The organism is Bradyrhizobium sp. BRP20 (assembly GCF_020194215.1).
Lineage (GTDB): Bacteria > Pseudomonadota > Alphaproteobacteria > Rhizobiales > Xanthobacteraceae > Bradyrhizobium > Bradyrhizobium yuanmingense.
The window spans coordinates 300880-318560 of record NZ_JADYVY010000007.1 but is presented as its reverse complement, the minus strand read 5'-3'; the positions used below and the strand labels follow the sequence as shown (position 1 = coordinate 318560).

15 protein-coding genes are annotated in these 17681 nt (G+C 64.7%); 6 read left to right on the top strand and 9 right to left on the bottom strand.

Annotated elements, in window-relative coordinates:
* Positions 1 to 7: 7 nt before the first annotated feature.
* The 6 genes from I6F33_RS19285 to I6F33_RS19260 are packed head-to-tail and all read left to right on the top strand — an operon-like array spanning position 8 to position 6180.
* Positions 8 to 718, top strand: a complete 711-nt coding sequence (locus I6F33_RS19285) for a DUF1028 domain-containing protein (protein WP_225143757.1) — start codon at positions 8 to 10, stop codon at positions 716 to 718.
* Positions 715 to 1704, top strand: a complete 990-nt coding sequence (locus tag I6F33_RS19280) for an ABC transporter ATP-binding protein (RefSeq protein ID WP_225143756.1) — start codon at positions 715 to 717, stop codon at positions 1702 to 1704. The genes I6F33_RS19285 and I6F33_RS19280 overlap by 4 nt, the downstream gene beginning before the upstream one ends.
* Positions 1704 to 2810, top strand: coding sequence for an ABC transporter ATP-binding protein (locus I6F33_RS19275; protein WP_225143755.1), 1107 nt, complete (start codon positions 1704 to 1706; stop codon positions 2808 to 2810). The genes I6F33_RS19280 and I6F33_RS19275 overlap by 1 nt, the downstream gene beginning before the upstream one ends.
* A 22-nt stretch (positions 2811 to 2832) precedes the next feature.
* Positions 2833 to 4341, top strand: a complete 1509-nt coding sequence (locus I6F33_RS19270; protein ID WP_225143754.1) for an ABC transporter substrate-binding protein — start codon at positions 2833 to 2835, stop codon at positions 4339 to 4341.
* A 10-nt stretch (positions 4342 to 4351) separates the two neighbouring features.
* Positions 4352 to 5293 carry an ABC transporter permease gene (locus I6F33_RS19265; protein WP_025034874.1) on the top strand — a complete coding sequence of 314 codons (942 nt, stop codon included), beginning with the start codon at positions 4352 to 4354 and terminating at the stop codon, positions 5291 to 5293.
* A gap of 2 nt (positions 5294 to 5295) precedes the next feature.
* Positions 5296 to 6180, top strand: a complete 885-nt coding sequence (locus I6F33_RS19260; protein WP_225143751.1) for an ABC transporter permease — start codon at positions 5296 to 5298, stop codon at positions 6178 to 6180.
* A gap of 21 nt (positions 6181 to 6201) precedes the next feature.
* Here the strand turns inward: I6F33_RS19260 and I6F33_RS19255 are convergent, their stop codons facing one another.
* The 9 genes from I6F33_RS19255 to I6F33_RS19215 form a co-directional block, all read right to left on the bottom strand.
* Positions 6202 to 6948: a hypothetical protein gene (locus I6F33_RS19255; RefSeq protein ID WP_225127385.1), complete on the bottom strand. Its 747-nt coding sequence runs from the start codon at positions 6946 to 6948 to the stop codon at positions 6202 to 6204.
* A gap of 9 nt (positions 6949 to 6957) precedes the next feature.
* On the bottom strand, positions 6958 to 8208 hold the full coding sequence (locus I6F33_RS19250) for an adenylate/guanylate cyclase domain-containing protein (RefSeq protein WP_036004735.1): 1251 nt from the start codon (positions 8206 to 8208) through the stop codon (positions 6958 to 6960).
* Positions 8205 to 8594 carry a response regulator gene (locus I6F33_RS19245; protein WP_025034870.1) on the bottom strand — a complete coding sequence of 130 codons (390 nt, stop codon included), beginning with the start codon at positions 8592 to 8594 and terminating at the stop codon, positions 8205 to 8207. The genes I6F33_RS19250 and I6F33_RS19245 overlap by 4 nt, the downstream gene beginning before the upstream one ends.
* Positions 8591 to 11185, bottom strand: a complete 2595-nt coding sequence (locus I6F33_RS19240; RefSeq protein WP_225143750.1) for an ATP-binding protein — start codon at positions 11183 to 11185, stop codon at positions 8591 to 8593. Before I6F33_RS19240 ends, I6F33_RS19245 begins: the two co-directional genes overlap by 4 nt.
* A 130-nt stretch (positions 11186 to 11315) precedes the next feature.
* A complete protein-coding gene (locus I6F33_RS19235; protein ID WP_036025801.1) occupies positions 11316 to 14411 on the bottom strand; it encodes a MexW/MexI family multidrug efflux RND transporter permease subunit in 3096 nt (1031 codons plus the stop codon).
* Positions 14412 to 14480: 69 nt separating this feature from the next.
* Positions 14481 to 15674 (bottom strand): efflux RND transporter periplasmic adaptor subunit, encoded by a 1194-nt coding sequence (locus I6F33_RS19230; RefSeq protein ID WP_036004727.1) that lies wholly within the window; start codon positions 15672 to 15674, stop codon positions 14481 to 14483.
* A 1-nt stretch (position 15675) separates the two neighbouring features.
* Positions 15676 to 16377, bottom strand: coding sequence for a TetR/AcrR family transcriptional regulator (locus I6F33_RS19225; RefSeq protein WP_063822469.1), 702 nt, complete (start codon positions 16375 to 16377; stop codon positions 15676 to 15678).
* 139 nt (positions 16378 to 16516) lie between these two features.
* Positions 16517 to 17107, bottom strand: a complete 591-nt coding sequence (locus I6F33_RS19220; RefSeq protein WP_225143748.1) for a thiamine pyrophosphate-dependent enzyme — start codon at positions 17105 to 17107, stop codon at positions 16517 to 16519.
* Positions 17104 to 17646, bottom strand: a complete 543-nt coding sequence (locus tag I6F33_RS19215) for a phosphonopyruvate decarboxylase (protein WP_036004713.1) — start codon at positions 17644 to 17646, stop codon at positions 17104 to 17106. Before I6F33_RS19215 ends, I6F33_RS19220 begins: the two co-directional genes overlap by 4 nt.
* Positions 17647 to 17681: the final 35 nt, after the last annotated feature.

The following is a 17681-nucleotide window of genomic DNA, read 5'->3' as shown; positions in this document are numbered from 1 at the left end:
GCAGCACATGACCTGGTCGATCATCGCGCGCGATCCTGCCACCGGCCAGTTCGGAATCGCGGTCGCGACCCGCTTCTTCGCCGTCGGCGCGCGCGTGCCGTATATTGCCGCCGGCCTCGGCGCGATCGCAACACAAGCCTTCGTCAATCCCTATTACGGCATCGACGGCATCAAGTTGTTGCGCGAGGGCCTCAACGCCCACGACGTGCTCGCCACGCTGCTGGCGACCGATGGCGGCCGCGAGAGCCGCCAGGTCCATATCATGGATGCCAGCGGCGCAATCGCCGCGCATACCGGGCGCGACTGCGTTGATTGGTGCGGCCACGTCGCGGGCAGCGGCTTCTCGATCGCCGGCAATATGCTCGCCGGCCCAGACGTGCTCGACGAGACCGCGAAGACATATATCGCAAATGACAGCCTGCCCTTCCCTCGTCGACTAATCGCGGCGATGCGCGCCGGCGAAGCCGCCGGCGGCGACAAGCGCGGCAAGCAATCGGCCGCGCTCGTGATCCACGGCGAGGAGGAATGGCCAGCGTTGGACATTCGCGCCGACGACCATCCCGATCCGATCAGCGAGCTCGAACGCCTCGAGCGCGTCAGCCACGAGCTCTGGGTGCACTTCCGCGCCTCCATGCCGACGCGGCAGAACCCGGCTGGCAACACCGATCGCAGCGTCATCGATGCCAGCATCGAAGCGGCGCGCGCGAGACGATCATGAGCGCCAGCCCCCTCATCGAGATCAAGGATCTGCGTATCCGCTTTCATGGCGACGACGGCCGCATCACCCACGCGGTCGACAGCGTCGATCTCAGCGTCGCCAATGGCGCGACGCTCGGCCTGGTCGGCGAATCCGGCTGTGGCAAGAGCGTGACGTCGCTGGCGATCATGGGCCTGCTGCCGAAGCAGAGCGCGGAAATAAGTGGCGCGATCCGCTTCGACGGCTTCGACCTGCTGACCACGCCGGACCAGACGTTGCGCGATCTGCGCGGCAACCGGCTGGCGATGATCTTCCAGGAGCCGATGACCTCGCTCAATCCGAGCTTTACGATCGGCGACCAGATCATCGAGACGATCCTGCGTCACCGGGGCGGCTCGCGGAGGAGCGCGCGCGAGCGGGCGATCGAGCTGTTGCGCCGCGTCCATATCCCCTCGCCCAACCGGCGGATCGACGACTACCCACACAAGCTCTCCGGCGGCATGCGCCAGCGCGTGATGATCGCGATGGCACTCGCCTGCGACCCGCGGCTGCTGATCGCGGACGAGCCGACCACCGCGCTCGACGTCACCCTGCAGGCCCAGATCCTGGAGCTGATGCGCGAGCTGAAGGCCGCGAGCGGCGCCGCGATCATCTTGATCACCCACGATCTCGGCGTCGTCGCCGAGGTCTGCGACGAGGTCGCGGTGATGTATGCCGGCGAGATCGTCGAGCGGGCGCCGGTCGACGAGTTGTTCTCCGCGCCGCAGCATCCCTACACGGTCGGCCTGCTCGGCTCGATCCCGCGGCTCGACCACCGCGCCGAGCAGCTTGCGACGATCGAAGGCATGGTGCCGAACATGGCACAGCCGCCCGCCGGCTGCCGCTTCGCCGCGCGTTGCCCCTTCGTGCTCGACGCCTGCACCAAGGTGCCGCCGCCACTGGTCGAACTCAGCGACGGCCACCTCTCGCGCTGCATCCGCGCGCCGCTCGAATTGCTGGTGTCGTGATGGCGCTCCTCGAAGTCGAAGGCCTGGTCAAGCATTTCGTCGCTCAGCGCTCGCTGCTCGGCCGCGCGCTGGCGCACGTCAAGGCGGTCGATGGCGTGTCCTTCTCGCTGGAGGCCGGCAAGACGCTGGCCCTGGTCGGCGAATCCGGTTGCGGCAAGTCCACCGTCAGCCGCCTGGTGCTGCGGCTGATCGAGCCAGACGCTGGTATGATCCGCTTCGACGGCCGCGACCTGCTGGCGCTCGACGCCGGGACCTTGCGCGCCTTCCGGCGCGAGGCGCAGATCATCTTCCAGGACCCCTACGCCTCGCTCAATCCGCGCATGACGGTCGGCCAGATTCTGACCGAGCCGCTGGCGTTGCACGATCTGGTGCCGCCGGTGCGGCGGGCCGAGCGCGTTGCCGAACTGCTGCGGCTGGTCGGGCTGGAGCCGCGCCTCGCCCGGCGCTATCCGCATGAATTCTCCGGCGGCCAGCGCCAACGCATCGCGATCGCCCGCGCGCTCGCGGTCGAGCCGAAGCTCATCATCTGCGATGAGCCGGTCTCGGCGCTCGACGTCTCGATCCGCTCGCAGATCCTCAATCTGCTGCGCGAGCTCCAGGACCGGCTCGGCCTCGCCTACATCTTCGTCTCGCACGACCTTGCCGTGGTCAAGCACATTGCCGACCACGTCGCGGTGATGAATCTCGGCCAGATCGTCGAGACGGCGGAAGCCGACGCGTTGTTCGCCGCGCCGCGCCACCCCTACAGCCGCGCACTGCTGTCGGCGATCCCGCTGCCACAGCCGAAGGCGAAACGGACGACGGTGCTGCTGGAGGGCGAAATCCCGAGCGCCCTCAATCCGCCCGCCGGCTGCCGCTTTCACACCCGCTGCCCGTTCGTGGTCGAGCGCTGCCGCAGCGAGGCGCCTGCGCTTCTGGCCGACCGCACGGGCCACGCCACCGCCTGTCACCGCACCGCGGAGCTGCCGTCCGCCGACGCCATTCTACCCACCGCCGGCGGTTTTTCGCCGGCGCTTGCAAAGCTGGTCGCGGCCTTCAGCCAAAAGACGGAAGGCAGCAGCCCCGCCGGGGTTGGTATACAGTACGCCGCGTCCGCAACGAAATAGCCGAAGCAATGGGGATTGACCGATGAAGATGTTTCGCCTGGCCGCAACAGCCGCCGCTGTGCTGGTGTCGATCGGGGCCGCGCAGGCCCAGACCACGTTGCGCATCGGCCTCGCGGAAGACCCCGATATCCTCGACCCCACGATGGCGCGCACCTATGTCGGCCGCATCGTGTTCTCCTCCTTCTGCGACAAGCTGTTCGACATCGACGAGAAGCTCAACATCGTGCCGCAGCTGGCGCTCTCGAGCGAAACCGCCGACGACGGCAAGGCGCTGGTCATCAAGCTGCGGCCCGGCGTGAAATTCCACGACGGTGAGCCGTTCGATGCCGAGGCCGCAAAATTCTCGCTGGAGCGGCATCTGACGTTCCCCGGCTCGTTCCGCAAGCCGGAGCTCGCCTCGGTCGATCACGTCGAAATCGTCGATCCCCTCACGGTCAAGCTGGTGTTGAAGTCGCCGTTCTCGCCCCTGCTCGCTCAGCTCACCGACCGCGCCGGAATGATGATGTCGCCGAAGGCCGCCAAGGAGGCCGGCGACAAGTTCGGCCTTCGCCCGGTCTGCGCCGGCCCCTACAAGTTCGTCGAGCGCGTGCAGCAGGACCGCATCGTGTTCGAGAAATTCGCCGACTACTGGAACAAGGACAACGTCTTCATCGACAAGATCGTGTTCCAGCCGATCGTCGATGCGACCGTGCGGCTCGCAAACCTGAAATCCGGCGGCCTCGACCTGATCGAGCGCGTGCTCGCCACCGATCTCAAGGAGGTGCGCGCCGACTCGCGGCTGAAGGTCGCGACCGCCATCGAGCTCGGCTATCAGGGCATCACGCTCAACATCGGCAAGGACAAGGCCAAGGGCCCGCTCAGCCAATCCGCCAAGGTGCGGCAGGCACTCGACTGGTCGATCGACCGCGAGGCGATCAACCAAGTGGTGTTCAACGGCGAATTCAAGCCGGGCAACCAATGGGTCAATCCCGATCACCCCTATTATCAGGGCGCATTTCCGATCCACGGCCGCGACATCGCCAAAGCCAAGGCCCTCCTGAAGGAAGCCGGCGTCACTGGGCCAGTCAGCGTTGACTTCCTGGTACCAAAGGGTGCGGAGACCGAAGCGGTGGCTCAAGTGGTGCAATCCATGGCGAGCGAGGCGGGCTTCGATATGAAGATCCGCGTCACCGAGTTTGCGACGTCGCTGAAGCAGGCCGAGTCCGGCGAATACCAGGCCTTCATGCTGGCATGGAGCGGACGCATCGATCCCGATGGCAATTCCTACGTGTTCCTGCGCAAGGATGCGCCGCAGAACTACAGTGCCTGGACCAACGCCGACGCGGACAAGGCGCTCGACGATGCCCGCCGTACGTCGGACATGGCTCAGCGCAAGGCCGCCTACGAGAGACTTGCGAAGCTGGAGCTGGAAGATCACGCCATCCTCTACCTCTATCACCGCCGTATCATCATCGCGCACACGACCAAGCTCGAAGGCTATAGGCAAATGCCGGACGGCCTCATCCGCGTTGTCGGCCTCAAGCTGAAGTGACGCTGCGAGGATGCTGAACTTCCTCGCCCGCCGCCTTGTGCAGATCGTGCCGACGCTGTTCTTCGTCTCGGTGCTGATCTTCTCGCTGCAGCAATTGCTGCCGGGTGACCCCGCGCTGGTGATGGCGGGCGAGGAGCGCGACCCGGCCGTTATCGAGCAGATCCGCCGCCAGTACCGGCTCGATCAGCCCGTCCCGGTGCAGTACGCCTACTGGATCAAGGGCGTGCTCTCGGGCGATTTCGGCGAGTCGCTGCGCAATAAGATGCCGGTGCGCGAGCTGATCGCGCAGAAGCTGCCGGTGACGCTGCAGCTCGGCTCGATGGCGATTCTGATCGCGCTGCTGATCGGCATTCCCGCCGGCATCGTCGCGGCCGTGAAGAAGGGTTCCGCGTGGGACTACGGCGCCAATCTCTTTGCGCTGTGGGGCATCTCAACGCCGAACTTCTGGCTCGGAATCATGCTGATCTTCCTGTTCTCGATCGAGCTTGGATGGTTGCCGGCTTCCGGCTACGTGCCGCTCACCGAGAACTGGCGCGCAAGCCTGGCCGTCACCATCATGCCGGCCTTCGTGCTCGGCAATGCGATCGCCGCGATCCTGATGCGGCATACGCGAAGCGCCATGCTTCAGGTGCTGGAAAGCGACTACGTGCGCACCGCGCGCGCCAAAGGGCTGTTGGAGCGCACGGTGATCCTCAAGCATGCCATGCGCAATGCGCTGACCCCCGTCATCACGCTCGGCGCGCTCGAGCTCGGTACGCTGCTCTCAGGCGCGGTCCTGACCGAGCAGATCTTCTCCATTCCCGGCTTCGGCAAGCTGATCGTGGATGCCGTATTCAACCGCGATTATGCCGTGGTTCAGGGCGTCGTCCTGGTCACGGCCACGGTCTACATCACGCTGAATCTGGTGGCCGACATCGCCTACATCCTCGTCAATCCGCGGCTTCGGGGCTGATCATGACCGATGCCGCGCTGCCGAGTCCTCTCACGCGAGCCGACGAGCTGGATAGCCCGGCCCGCCGCGCGCGTCGGCGGCTGTTCAAGCGCAAGGCAGCGGTGTTCGGGCTCGTCGTGCTCACGATATTCATCACCCTTGCCGTGCTCGCTCCGCTCATCGTGCCCTATGATCCCATCGCGACGAGCTGGAGTCTGGTGCGCAAACCGCCGACCTCGGCCCACTGGTTCGGCACCGACGAGCTCGGCCGCGACATCCTCAGCCGCGTCGTCTACGGCGCGCGCGCCTCGCTGCTCGCAGGCCTGATCTCGGTCGCGATCGCGCTCGGCATCGGCGTGCCGCTCGGTCTCCTCGCCGGCTACCGCGGCGGCTTCACCGACGCGCTGATCAGCCGCATCACCGATGCGATGCTGGCCTGCCCGTTCCTGATCCTGGCGATCGCGCTCGCCGCGTTCCTCGGCCCGAGCCTCGGCAATGCCATGATTGCGATCGGCATCTCGGCGACGCCGATCTTCATCCGCCTGACCCGCGGCCAGGTGCTCGTCGTCAAAGCCGAAGACTATGTCGAGGCCGCGCGCGCACTCGGCAATCCGCCGTGGCGGATCGCGCTCTCGCACATCCTGCCGAACATCCTCCCCTCGCTTCTGGTGCAGGCGACGCTCTCGATCGCTGCGGCCATCATCGCCGAAGCCGCCCTCTCCTTCCTCGGCCTCGGCCAGCAGCCTCCGGCGCCATCGTGGGGCAGCATGCTTAACGCGGCACAACGCTTCCTGACCCAGGCGCCCTGGATGGCAATCTGGCCGGGCCTTGCGATCTTCCTCGTCGTGCTGTCGCTGAACTTGCTCGGTGACGGCCTACGCGACGCGCTCGACCCAAGGCAGCGCTGATTATTCCTCTTGGTGAGAAGCTCAGACCACCACCTCCCGCAGCACGCGGCGGCAATCCATCTCGAATTCCAGATCGACCACCGGCGGACGGGCGAAATGCCAGGTCAGCCCGGAGCGGAGCGCGCCACGGCGGACCAACTCGTCCACCAGCGCATGGTGAAAGTCGTGCACGGAATAGGCCTGCACCCCGGTTGTATCCTTCCAGCCGAAGCCGAAGGCTGCCATCCGGTTTTCCATCTGCGACGTGGTGGTGAAGCGCACCTTCTCGCGCAGCCCCTCCGGGCTGAGATCGCGGTAGCGCACCGTGCGCTCGACATAGGAGCCGCTGCCCTCGCGCGCCTCGGCGCCGCCGGCGATGACGAAGCTCGGCAAATCTGACCGCGTCGGACGCGTGAAGGAGAACGCATAGAACGACGGTTCGGACGGCGGATCGATCTCGGGGCAGACATTGCTGCGCGCCACCGGATTGGTGCTGCCGTCGAAGATGCCCCATTCGGACAGCGTCTTCACATAGTGCAGATTGAACGCGCGAAAGCCTTCCTCGCTGAAGGCCGCGGGCGAGCGCAGCTCGCAGGCACAGAATGCCGTCAGCGGACGCCCCGCCTCCTGGATGAACTTTGCGGCCAGCGCAAACCCTTCCGCGAGCGGCACCAGGCGGTCGAACCGGACCCGCTCGATCTCGTAGCCCTCATCCGCGGCAGCACCGGCGGAATATTGGAACACGGACGGGATGAAACGATAGTTGCCGGCCGAGAATTCGCGCGTCATGACGGACTCCTATTCCAGTTGCATGCGAGTGCCCTTGGCGCCGTTGAGCAGGCGCTTCAGGTGAAATCCGGCCAGCGGATCGTCGGCGTGCATGCCGACCAGCGCGGCGAAGGACGGCATGGCCGCGGCATCGCCGGCCTCCATCTTGGCAAACGCTTCGGCATATTGCGCCGTCGCTGGCGCCTCGAACCTCGCCTGCGGCAGCGGCTCGAATGCGCGCAGCGGCTCGCTGCGTCCGCGCAGCATCAGGTCGCCCACGGGACGGCCACGAAAGTTTTCGGCCCCATTCGCAACGCTGGCACTAACGCAAATGCGCGTTCCCAGGTGCTTGTTCGCCGCCTCAAGCCGGGCCGCAATATTGATGGTGTCGCCATAGGCCGTGTAGTCGAAGAAACGGTTGCCGCCGAAATTGCCGACCAGCGCCGGACCGGCATGAGCGCCGATGCGGGTAGCTCCGAAATTCACGCCTCTTGCCTTCCAGCGCGCCGAAAAGTCCTCCGCCCAGGCGTCGAGAGCATGGGCACAGGCGACCGCGCGCGTTGCATAGTCCGGCTGGTCGCCGGGGGCGTTGAACAGCACCTGGATCGCATCGCCGATGATCTTGGCGACCGTCCCCTCATGGGCGAAGACGATCTCGGTCATGCCGCCGACATATTCGTTGAGGAGCTCGCCCAGGGTCTGCGGAGGCGCGGTCTCGACCAGCGAGGTGAAGCCTGTAATATCGGTGAACAGGGTGGCGACATCGCGCCACTGCACCTCAATGCCGTCGCCATCGACGTTCGCGGCCAGTCGCCTTGCAATCTCCGGCGAGAAGAAGCGCGACAGCGAGGCATGGGCGCGCTCGGCTTCCATCTGGCGCCGCCGCACCTCGCGCAGCATCTCCACATGGCGGACGGTCTTCTCGATCGTAGCTTCGAGGTCGGCGAAGTCGATCGGCTTGGTCAGGAAGTCGAACGCACCGCGGTTCATGGCGGTGCGGATGTTGCTCATGTCGCCGTAGGCCGAGACGATGATGGTCGACTTCTTCTCCTGGGCCTCCTGGAGCTTCGCGAGTAGCGACAGGCCGTCCATTCGCGGCATGTTGATATCGGAGACCACCATGTCGACATGCGGATTCTGCTCCAGCGCTTCCAGCGCCTCCAGGCCGTCGCGCGCGAAGATCAGCGCGAGCTGCCCATCGCGGATCTGCCTGCGGAATTTCTGCAGGATCAGCGCCTCGAGATCCGGCTCGTCGTCGACGAAGAGGATGGTCGCAGTCATGCGGCTTGCTCGAGCCTCGTGTCGATCTCCTGCCGCAGCAGCGCAAAGTCGATCGGCTTGGTGAGGAGCCCGACGGCGCCCCGTTCGATCGCCTTGCGGCGCGTCTCCGCATCGCCATAGGCCGTGATCATGATGACGGGAACATCGGGATGCGCGGCACGCACCTTCGGCAGCATGTCGAGCCCGCTCATGCCGGGCATGTTGATGTCCGACAGGATCAGGATCAGCGAGGGATCACGGACTTCGGCGGCGCGCTCGAGCGCCTCGGGGGCCGAGAGGGCAAACTCCATCTGAAACCGGCCGGCGCGCAGGTCGCGCCGGAACTGCTGCCGAAACAGTGCCTCGACGTCGGGCTCGTCATCGACGACCAGGATGTAAACGTTCAAGACTTTCCTCCGGAAGTGTCGCCCGCTGCCATCGTCCGCGGCAGCGTGATGATGAACTCGGTGAATACACCTTGTGTGGTGTCCACGTCGATCGTGCCGCCGTGTTGTTTCACCACGATGTCGTGGCTCATTGAAAGGCCGAGTCCCGTGCCCTCGCCGGCCGGCTTGGTGGTGAAGAAGGGATTGAACATCTTTTCCTTCACCTCGGCTGGAATCCCGGTGCCGTTGTCGCGAATCCGGATCTGGACCCTGTCGCCGAGATTCTTCGTTGCCGCGCGCAAGGTGGGCTCGAATGCATCGCCCTCGCTCTCCTTGCGCTTGGCCGCGGCATAGAAGCCGTTCGAGATCAGGTTCAGCAAGACGCGCGTGATCTCCTGCGGATACACCTCGATCATGCCGGCATCCGGGTCGAAATCGCGCTGGAGCGTGACGTTGAAGGCGGGCCTTTCGGCGCGCGCGCCGTGATAGGCGAGATTGAGGCTCTCCTCGACCACCGCATTGATGTCGACGGCGCGATGCTCGCCGGAACCCTGACGCGAATGCAGCAGCATGTTCCTGACGATGGAATCGGCGCGCTTGCCGTGCTGCACCACCTTCTCGAGATTGGCCCTGAGCATGCCGGTCAGCTCGTCGACCTCCTTCTTCGTCTTGCCGTCGAGCGCGGCCGATTGCAGGATCTCGTTGAGCTCGTCGATCAGCTCGGTCGAGACCGCGGAGAAGTTGTTGACGAAGTTGAGCGGATTCTTGATCTCGTGGGCGATGCCGGCGGTGAGCTGGCCGAGGGAAGCGAGCTTTTCGGTCTGGATCAGGCGGTCCTGCGCGGTGCGCAACTCATCGAGCGACTGCGACAGCTCAGTGGTGCGCTCCCGAAGCTGCTTCAGCAGACGCGTATTCTCAATTGCGATGACGGCCTGCTTGGTAAAGTTCTGGACGAGAGCGACCTGCTTATCCGTGAAGCTGCGAATCTCTTGTCGGAAAATGGTGATCGCGCCAATCAGATCGTCCTCTTTCAGCATTGGAACGACGAGGAGCGTCCGGGCCCCGGCAATATCTGCCATTCCAACGACATTGGGAACGCCGGCCTTGTAGGTCGGACTCTCTCTCAAATCACGGATCTGCGCCGGCTGATGCGTCGAAACGACTGCAGCCAGAATCGATCCTGGGTGTGGAAGGATCGGCGTCCGCTTGCGGTAGGCGGAGAATTCGGGCGGAATGTTGTAGTCCGTGACGATGTTGAATTTCTGGCCGTCCCACAGATTCATCGTGCCGAAATTCGCACCGCAGACGCGGGTAGCATTCTCCAACATCTTCTGAAACACCGGCTCTAACTCTCCCGGAGAGGAGCTAATGACTTCGAGCACCTCCGACGTCGCCGTTTGTTGCTCGAGCGACTCCCGCAATTCGGCGGTCCGCTTCTCGACCTTGTTCTCGAGGTCCGCATAGGATTCCTGCAGGCGCGCGCCCATGTCGTTGAACTGGTCGGCGAGCCCTTCGAGCTCGTCGCCGGTCTTGATCGAGATGCGCTGGGAGAAATCACCACCGCCCATTCGTTCCGCGCCGCTCCGCAGCGCCTGAATCGGCCCGACCATGCGGCGCGCCAGGAAGATCCCGGCCAGCACCGCGAAGATGGATGCCGCGAGCAGCACGATTGCAAGGCGCTGCAGCGAAGCATAGAGCGCGGCATAGGCTTCCTCGACCGGCAGCTCGACGAACATGGTCCAGCGCAGCGGCTCGATCGGGGCCGATGCGGTCAGCACCTTCTGCCCCTGGATGTTGTGGGCCTCGGAAAGCACGTCAGGCATGGCGCCGCCGGCCTGCACGGCGCGTACCTGCGCAAGGCCGGACATGTCGGTGTTGCGCAGCACGAGACTGATGTCGGGATGCGCGATCAAGCGGCCCTCCGGGCCGACCACGTAGGCGTTGCCGTGCTCGCCGACCTTGATCTGGGACACGACGTCCCAGATCAGCTTGAGATTGACCTCGGCGATGCTGACGCCGGCATCCTTGCGTGCGCCCGCCAGCGCCAGCGTCATGTAGGGCTCGGACTCCCGGCGAAAATAGACCGGCCCGTAATAGACCTTGCGCGCGACCGCTTCGGTGAACTTCGGATCGCTCGACAGGTCGATCCCGCTGTCGAGCACGTCCATCGCCAGCCGCGAGACCCGCAGCCGCTCCTTGCCGGTCGAATCCACCTGGGCCAGCTCGGTGATCGCAGGGACCTGGCGCAACAGGCGCAGCGCGTCGAACCGGCGCTGCTCGATCGAGCCGCCCGACCAGGGCAGCTGCGTGGTCCAGCCGAGCTGGCTCTCGATCTCCTTGACGAACCGGCCGATCTTGGCAGCGGCCGCCTCGGCCTGCTCGTGCTGGACCCGGATCAGAGAGGCCTTGTGCTCGCGATAGTAGAAGTAGACCTCGAACAGGCCATTGGCGAGCAGCGCAATGGCGACGACCGCCACGAAAAGCGCGACGTATTTGGCAAAGAGCCGGGTCCGGATTCCGCGCCCCGCAGTGTCGCCGGAGGCGACCTCGCCTGGGGCCGCGCTCGGCAATGTCCCGGCTCGAGGTGTATCGGGGTGGAGGGACAGGCTCATTCCACGGAACCTAGCAAGAAGACCGGACCTTGTCTCTCGCAAGCGCGGCAAGGAGCTCGCCCGAGACCCAACGAAAAGGGCGGCAGCGGATCACCGCTGCCGCCCTTTCGGGACTAACCTGCCAGCGGCCTCAGGTCGGCCGTAGCGCCTTTGAATCGAGGTCCAGCTCGCCGATCTGCTTGTTCCGCTCCGAATCGGCCGCCGCGCGATGGTCGGTCGCCAGCACCACATAGACTGCCGGCAGCACGAACAGCGTGAACAGCGTGCCGATCGACATGCCGGCGACGACAACGAGACCGATCGAGAAGCGGCTGGCCGCGCCCGCGCCGGTCGCGGTCAGGAGCGGGATCAGGCCGGTCACCATCGCGGCCGTGGTCATCAGGATCGGCCGCAGACGGATGCGGGCCGACATCTCGATGGCCGAGCGGCGGTCGAGCCGCTCGTTAACCTGGAGCTCGTTGGCGAACTCCACCATCAGGATGCCGTGCTTGGTGATCAGGCCGACCAGGGTGAGCAGACCGACCTGGGTGTAGATGTTTATGGTCGCCATGCCGAAGAACAGCGGGATCAGCGCACCGACGATTGCCATCGGCACCGAGATCATGATGACCAGCGGGTCGCGCAAGCTCTCGAACTGGGCCGCCAGCACCAGGAAGATGATGATCAGCGCGAAGCCGAAGGTGATGGCAAGCTGATTGCCTTCCTGCACGTATTGCCGGGAGTCAGCCAGATAGTCGTGGCTGAAGCCTTGCGGCAGCTTCTTGGCCTCGCCTTCGAGGAAGTCGACCGCAGCGCCGACGGTCACGCCGGGCATCGGCACGGCGGAGAACGTCGCCGAATTGAGCTGGTTGTAGTGCGTCAGCGAATTCGGATCGGTCTTGGTCCTGATCGAGACCACGGTCGACAACGGAAGCTGCTGCCCGGTGTTGGTCGTCACATAGTAGCCACCGAGCGATTCCGGGGACAGCCGCTTGCCGCGCGGCACCTGCGGAATCACCTGATAGGAGCGGCCCTCGAGGTTGAACCGGTTGATGTAATTGCCGCCGAGCAGCACCGCGAGCGTCGAGCCGAGGTTCTGCATGTTGACGCCGAGGTCCTGAGCCTTGGTGCGGTCGATCGTCACCTCGACGTTCGGCTGGTTGTAGGCGAGGTCGCTATCGGAGACGATGAACATGCCGCTCTTGCGTGCAGCCTCCTTCAGCTTCTCCATCTGCTCATAGACGGTCTGGAAGCTGGCCGTGGAATTGATCACCATCTGGATCGGCAGACCGCCGGGTCCGCCCGGCAATGGCGGCAGGTTGAACGCGAACGCCTGCACGCCCTCGATCTTGGAGAGCTCGGCCTGCACCAGCGGCTTCAAGGCGATCGACGAGCGTGTGCGCTCGTCCCAGGGCTTCAAGAGCATGCCGGCAATGCCGCCTTGCGGGCCGTTGATGCCGTTCAGTACGAAACGCAGATCGGTCTCGGGGAATTTCTGGAATTCCTTGTCGAGCTTCTCGCCGTAGAAATCGACATAGTCGATGTTGGCGTATTTCGGCGCCTTGGTCACCGCGAACACGATGCCCTGATCTTCCTCGGGCGCCAGCTCCTTCGAAGTGTTCATGTAGAGGAAGCCGACGAGTCCCAGGATCGTCACGGCGAACAGGCCGGTGATGGCCTTGTAGTCGAGCGAGCGGTCGAGCTTGCGGCCATACCACCGCGTCATGGCGCCGAACACCCGGTTCACCAACTTGGCGAAGCGGCCCTCTTCGGTGTTCTTCAGCAGCACCGAGCACATCATGGGCGACAGCGTCAGCGCGATCACGCCTGATACGATGACCGAGCCTGCGAGGGTAAAGGCAAATTCGCGGAACAGCGACCCGGTGAGGCCACCGAGGAACCCGATCGGCGCGTACACGGCGGCGAGCGTGATGGTCATGGAGATGACCGGTCCGACGATTTCGCGCGCGCCTTGTAGCGAGGCCTGGACCGGCGTCTTGCCCTCCTCCAGGTGGCGATGGATGTTCTCCACCACGACGATGGCATCGTCGACGACGAGGCCGATCGCCAGGACCATCGCGAGCAGGGTCAGCAGGTTGAAGCTGAAGCCCAGCGCCAGCATCATCGTGCAGACGCCGATCATCGACAACGGAATGGTGACGACGGGAATGATGACGGAGCGCAGCGAGGCCAGGAACAGGAAAATGACCACGATCACGATGATGACGGCTTCGCCCAATGTATTCCGCACCTCGTCGATCGAAGATTGGATGAACTTGGTCGAGTCGTAGGCGACCTTCATCTTCATCGAGGGCGGGAGGTTGCGTTCGAGCTCGGGGAACAGCGCGCGCACACCCTTGACCAGCGTCAGCGGATTACCCTGTGGCGTCGCCTGCACGCCAATGAAGATCGCGCGCTCGCCGTTAAAGGCGACGCTGGCATCCGTGCTCTGGGCTGCAAGCTCGACGGTGGCGATGTCCTCCATCCGCACGAAGCCGCCGTCCTTGGCCTTGACGATCATCTTCTTGAACTGATCGACGTTGGTCAGGCCCGTGTTGGTCGAGACGTTCGAGACGATCAGATAGCCCTTGGTCTGGCCGGCCGCGGACTGGAAGTTGTTGGCCTGGATCGCCGCCGCAACGTCAGCCGGCGATACGTTGCGGCCCGCCATCTTCACGGGATCGAGCCACAGCCGCATCGCAAAGGTCTGGCCGCCCAAAATGTCGGCCGAGGCGACGCCGTCGACGGTCGACAGCACCGGCTGCACCACACGCGTCAGATAGTCGGAGATGGCCGAGCCGGACAGCTCGTCCGAGGAGAAGCCGAGATACATCACGGCCGTGGTCTGGCCGGTGGTCTTGGTGACGATCGGGTCGTTGGATTCCTTCGGAATCAGGTACTTCACTGAATTGGTCTTCGCCAACACCTCGGTGAGCGCCTGGTTCGGATCGAAATTCAGCTTGATGTAGACCTGGATCGTCGAGGTGCCGAGCACCGAGGACGAGGTGATGTAGTCGACGCCTTCGGCGGACGCGACCGCCTGCTCGATCGGCGTGGTGATGAAGCCCTGGATCAGGTCTGCGGACGCGCCGGGATAGACGGTCGTGATGTTGATGACCGTATTCGACAGCTTCGGATATTGCCGGATCGGCAGCACCATTGCCGCGCGCAGGCCGATCAGCAGGATCAGCAGGCTGACGACGACCGACAGGACCGGTCGTTTGATGAAAATGTCGGTAAAGGCCATCGCGGGCGATCTCGATTTCTTTTTTTCAAGACGCGTGATCCGGCCGGGCCGGATCACGCGAGGATATTGTCAGTAGCGCGGCGGCTGCGCCGGGATCTGCGGGGCCGGATCGGTCGAGATCGATACCGGCGCGCCTGATTGCAGCTTGAGCTGGCCGAGAGCGACGACCTTGTCGCCTACCTTCAGGCCCTTGACGATTTCGACGCGACCCTCGACCCGGTTGCCGGTCTGCACGAAGGTGCGCACCGCCGACAGGCTGGTCTTGCCGTCTTCTTCCTTCTTCTCGGTGATCACGAACACCGAGTCGCCGTACAGCGTGTAATCGACTGCCGTTTCAGGCACCGTGATCACGGCCGGCTTTTCCGGCAGCACCACGGTCGTGGTGACAAACATGCCGGGCTTCAGGATCTTCTCCGGATTGGCAATCGTGGCCTGCACGCGGATGTTGCGAGTATCGGTCGAGATCTGGGGCTCGATCGTGGTGATCTTGCCCTCGAAGGTGCGGCCCGGATAGGCGTCGACCTTCAACCGCACGACCTGGCCGACCTTGAGGCTGCCGGAATCCTTTTCCGTCACCGTGAAGTTGGCCCACAGCTCGGACAGATCGGTCAGCGACACGATCGCCGTGCCGGCGGTCAGATACTGGCCGACCTCGACCTTGCGCATGCCGAGATCGCCGGCGAACGGCGCGCGCACCAGCTTCTGCGAGATCAACGCCTCGGTCTTGGCGATGCCCGCCTGGGCCTGGTCATAGGCAGCCTGCGCGGTATCGACGGTCGCCTGCGGACCGAACTGGCGCGAGGCCAGCTGCTTGGCGCGTTCAAGCGACAGCTGCGCGACGGTCGCTTGCGCCTTGTAATTGGCGAGATCGCCCTGCTCGGGCGCGTCGAACAGTTGCACCAGCGGCGTGCCGGCCTCGACGCGCGTGCCCGGCTCGAACTTGATCGCGGTGACACGGCCGTTGACGTCGGCGCTGACGTCGACCTGATGCACGGCGACGAGGCTGCCGACCGCGGTGAGCAGGTTCGGCACCACCTCGGACTTCGCCTCGGCCGCGCTGACAGCGGTCGGCGGCGGCTTGTTGTTGGCGAAGAATTGCTTGATCATCTGGCCGCGGAAGTAATTGAACCAGACGAGCCCTCCGACGAGCACGGCCAGAAGCGTGCCAACGATGATGAACCAGCGCACTGGCCGGACCGGACGCTTGGGAGCCTTGTTGTCGATCGGTTGCCCCGAAATCTTGTTTTCGGCCACGATGTTCATGTCATGCACTTTCTGCAATCGCCGCCCGGTTCGCATCCGCGGCCTGATTGCGGCCCAGATGCGAAGCAATTGCGGCGTCGTTAAGTCCGATACCCCTCAGGAGAAACTCACAGAGCTGCCGCTCCAGGTCGGTCGCCCTGCCGTAAGCAAGACAGGGCGTGGCCGGCAGCCTGGTCAGCGCCGCGGTCATCACCGCATGATGCGCGAACCAGAACAGGTTGAGCGGATCGCCAGCGCAGGGCCGCGCGTCACCGCTCGCAACCGCACGCTCGAGCGAGGCGACGAAGACAGCGCCGATCAGCGTCTCGATCTTGGCATACAGCAATCGGGCGAATTCGCCGTCATCCAAATGGCTCGTGGCCATTAGCCGCAGGCGCTGGGCCTCTTCCTGATCGGGACCGTCGGCGATCTGGAGGAAGTGTTCGACCATGCCGCGGATCACCTCGACCAGCGTAGCCGTCGACGGCTCGCGCTCGAGCAGCTCCATCAGAGCGGGATCCGCCTCGCATTCGTCGCTGAGGATCTCGGCGTAGAGCGCCGCCTTGGACGGGAAATGCTTGAACAGCAGCGCTTCAGAAATGGCAGCGGCGGCCGCCACGCTCTTGGTCGTGGTGCCGTTATAGCCGTGTCGGGCAAAGCAGCGCTTTGCGGCGCCGAGGATCAATTGACGCCTCAGGTCGCTCGTCATACGCAATGAGCTCATGCTGGGTGAGTAAGCACTCACCCACGCAGGAGTCAAGCACTATGTTGCATCGCAACCTGCGTGCGACCTAGAATCAATGGAAATTGGCCGAGCCTGCACGGCCCGCGTGCAGACGTTCAGCAAGGGATTACCGGACCGCCTAGATCGGCTGGAAGCCCAGGTCAGCACGGATCCGGTTGACGATGTAGGTCCCGTCCCGCGTCGGCAGAATCCGCTCCAGGCCGGCGCTGTCGATCTTCACATTGGCAAAGCGCGGACCCGCGGAGAGGTCATGGACGGCTTTGGCGAAGGCTTCGACTTCGGCCATGGTCGTGACAGCCCGGCTGTCCTTAATGCCGCAAGCCCTGGCGATGCCGACGAGGTCGGCGGCGGCGGAGGTGTGGCTGGTCTGGCCGCCGGTCTCGCCATAGGCCTCGTTGTCGAGCACTGCGATCGAGAGGTTGGCCGGCTTCTGCAGGCCGATGGTGGCAAGGCTGCCCATGCCCATCAGCATCTCGCCGTCGCCGGTGATGACCAATACCGGCAGCTTCGGCTGCGCCAGCGCCAGACCCAGCCCGATCATCGCGGCGCCGCCCATGCCGCCCCAGAGGTAGAAGTTGCGGGCGTGGTCGCCGGCGGCGCACATGTCGTTGGTGGAAGCGCCAAGGCCGCCGATCGCGACGACGTTCTTGCGGTTCGCCAGCAACGTGGACACCACCTGCCGGCGGTCGAGGAGATTGGCCTTGCTCATTTGGTGAAAACCTTGGCGCCGATCAGGCGCTGCGACAGAAGGACGGCGGTTGGCGTCAGGGCGTTGTAGGCCTGCGCCGCGGCCGCTTCCAAGACGGCAGGCACCTCGGCAGCGTGCGAGGCGCGCAGCACCTTGACGCCGGAGAGCTCGAACACGCCTTGCGTGGTCGAGCCCATCGGCACCTGCCACGGATTGAACTCGCCCCACTCGCCGCGCATCGTCACGAGCGTGAGGAACGGAAAGCGCAGGATCGGGATCAGCGACAGCATGTTGATGCAATTGCCGACGCCGCTCGACTGCATCAGCAGCACGCCGCGCTGTCCGCCCGCCCAGGCGCCGGCGAGCAGCGCCACGCCTTCCTCCTCCGTCGTCAGCGCAATGCCGCGCATGGTGGAGGAGGCCAATACGCGCTGGATCAGCTTGGAATGACCGGCGTCCGGAACGTAAGGCACCTGCCGGACGTCAAAGCGCTGGAGGGTCGCGAAAATATCGTCGGGCCAGTTCGGCGCCGTGTCGGCAGCGTCAGCGCGTGCGTGCATTTTCCTGTCCGGTCGGCTAGCAAGGTGCCAAGACT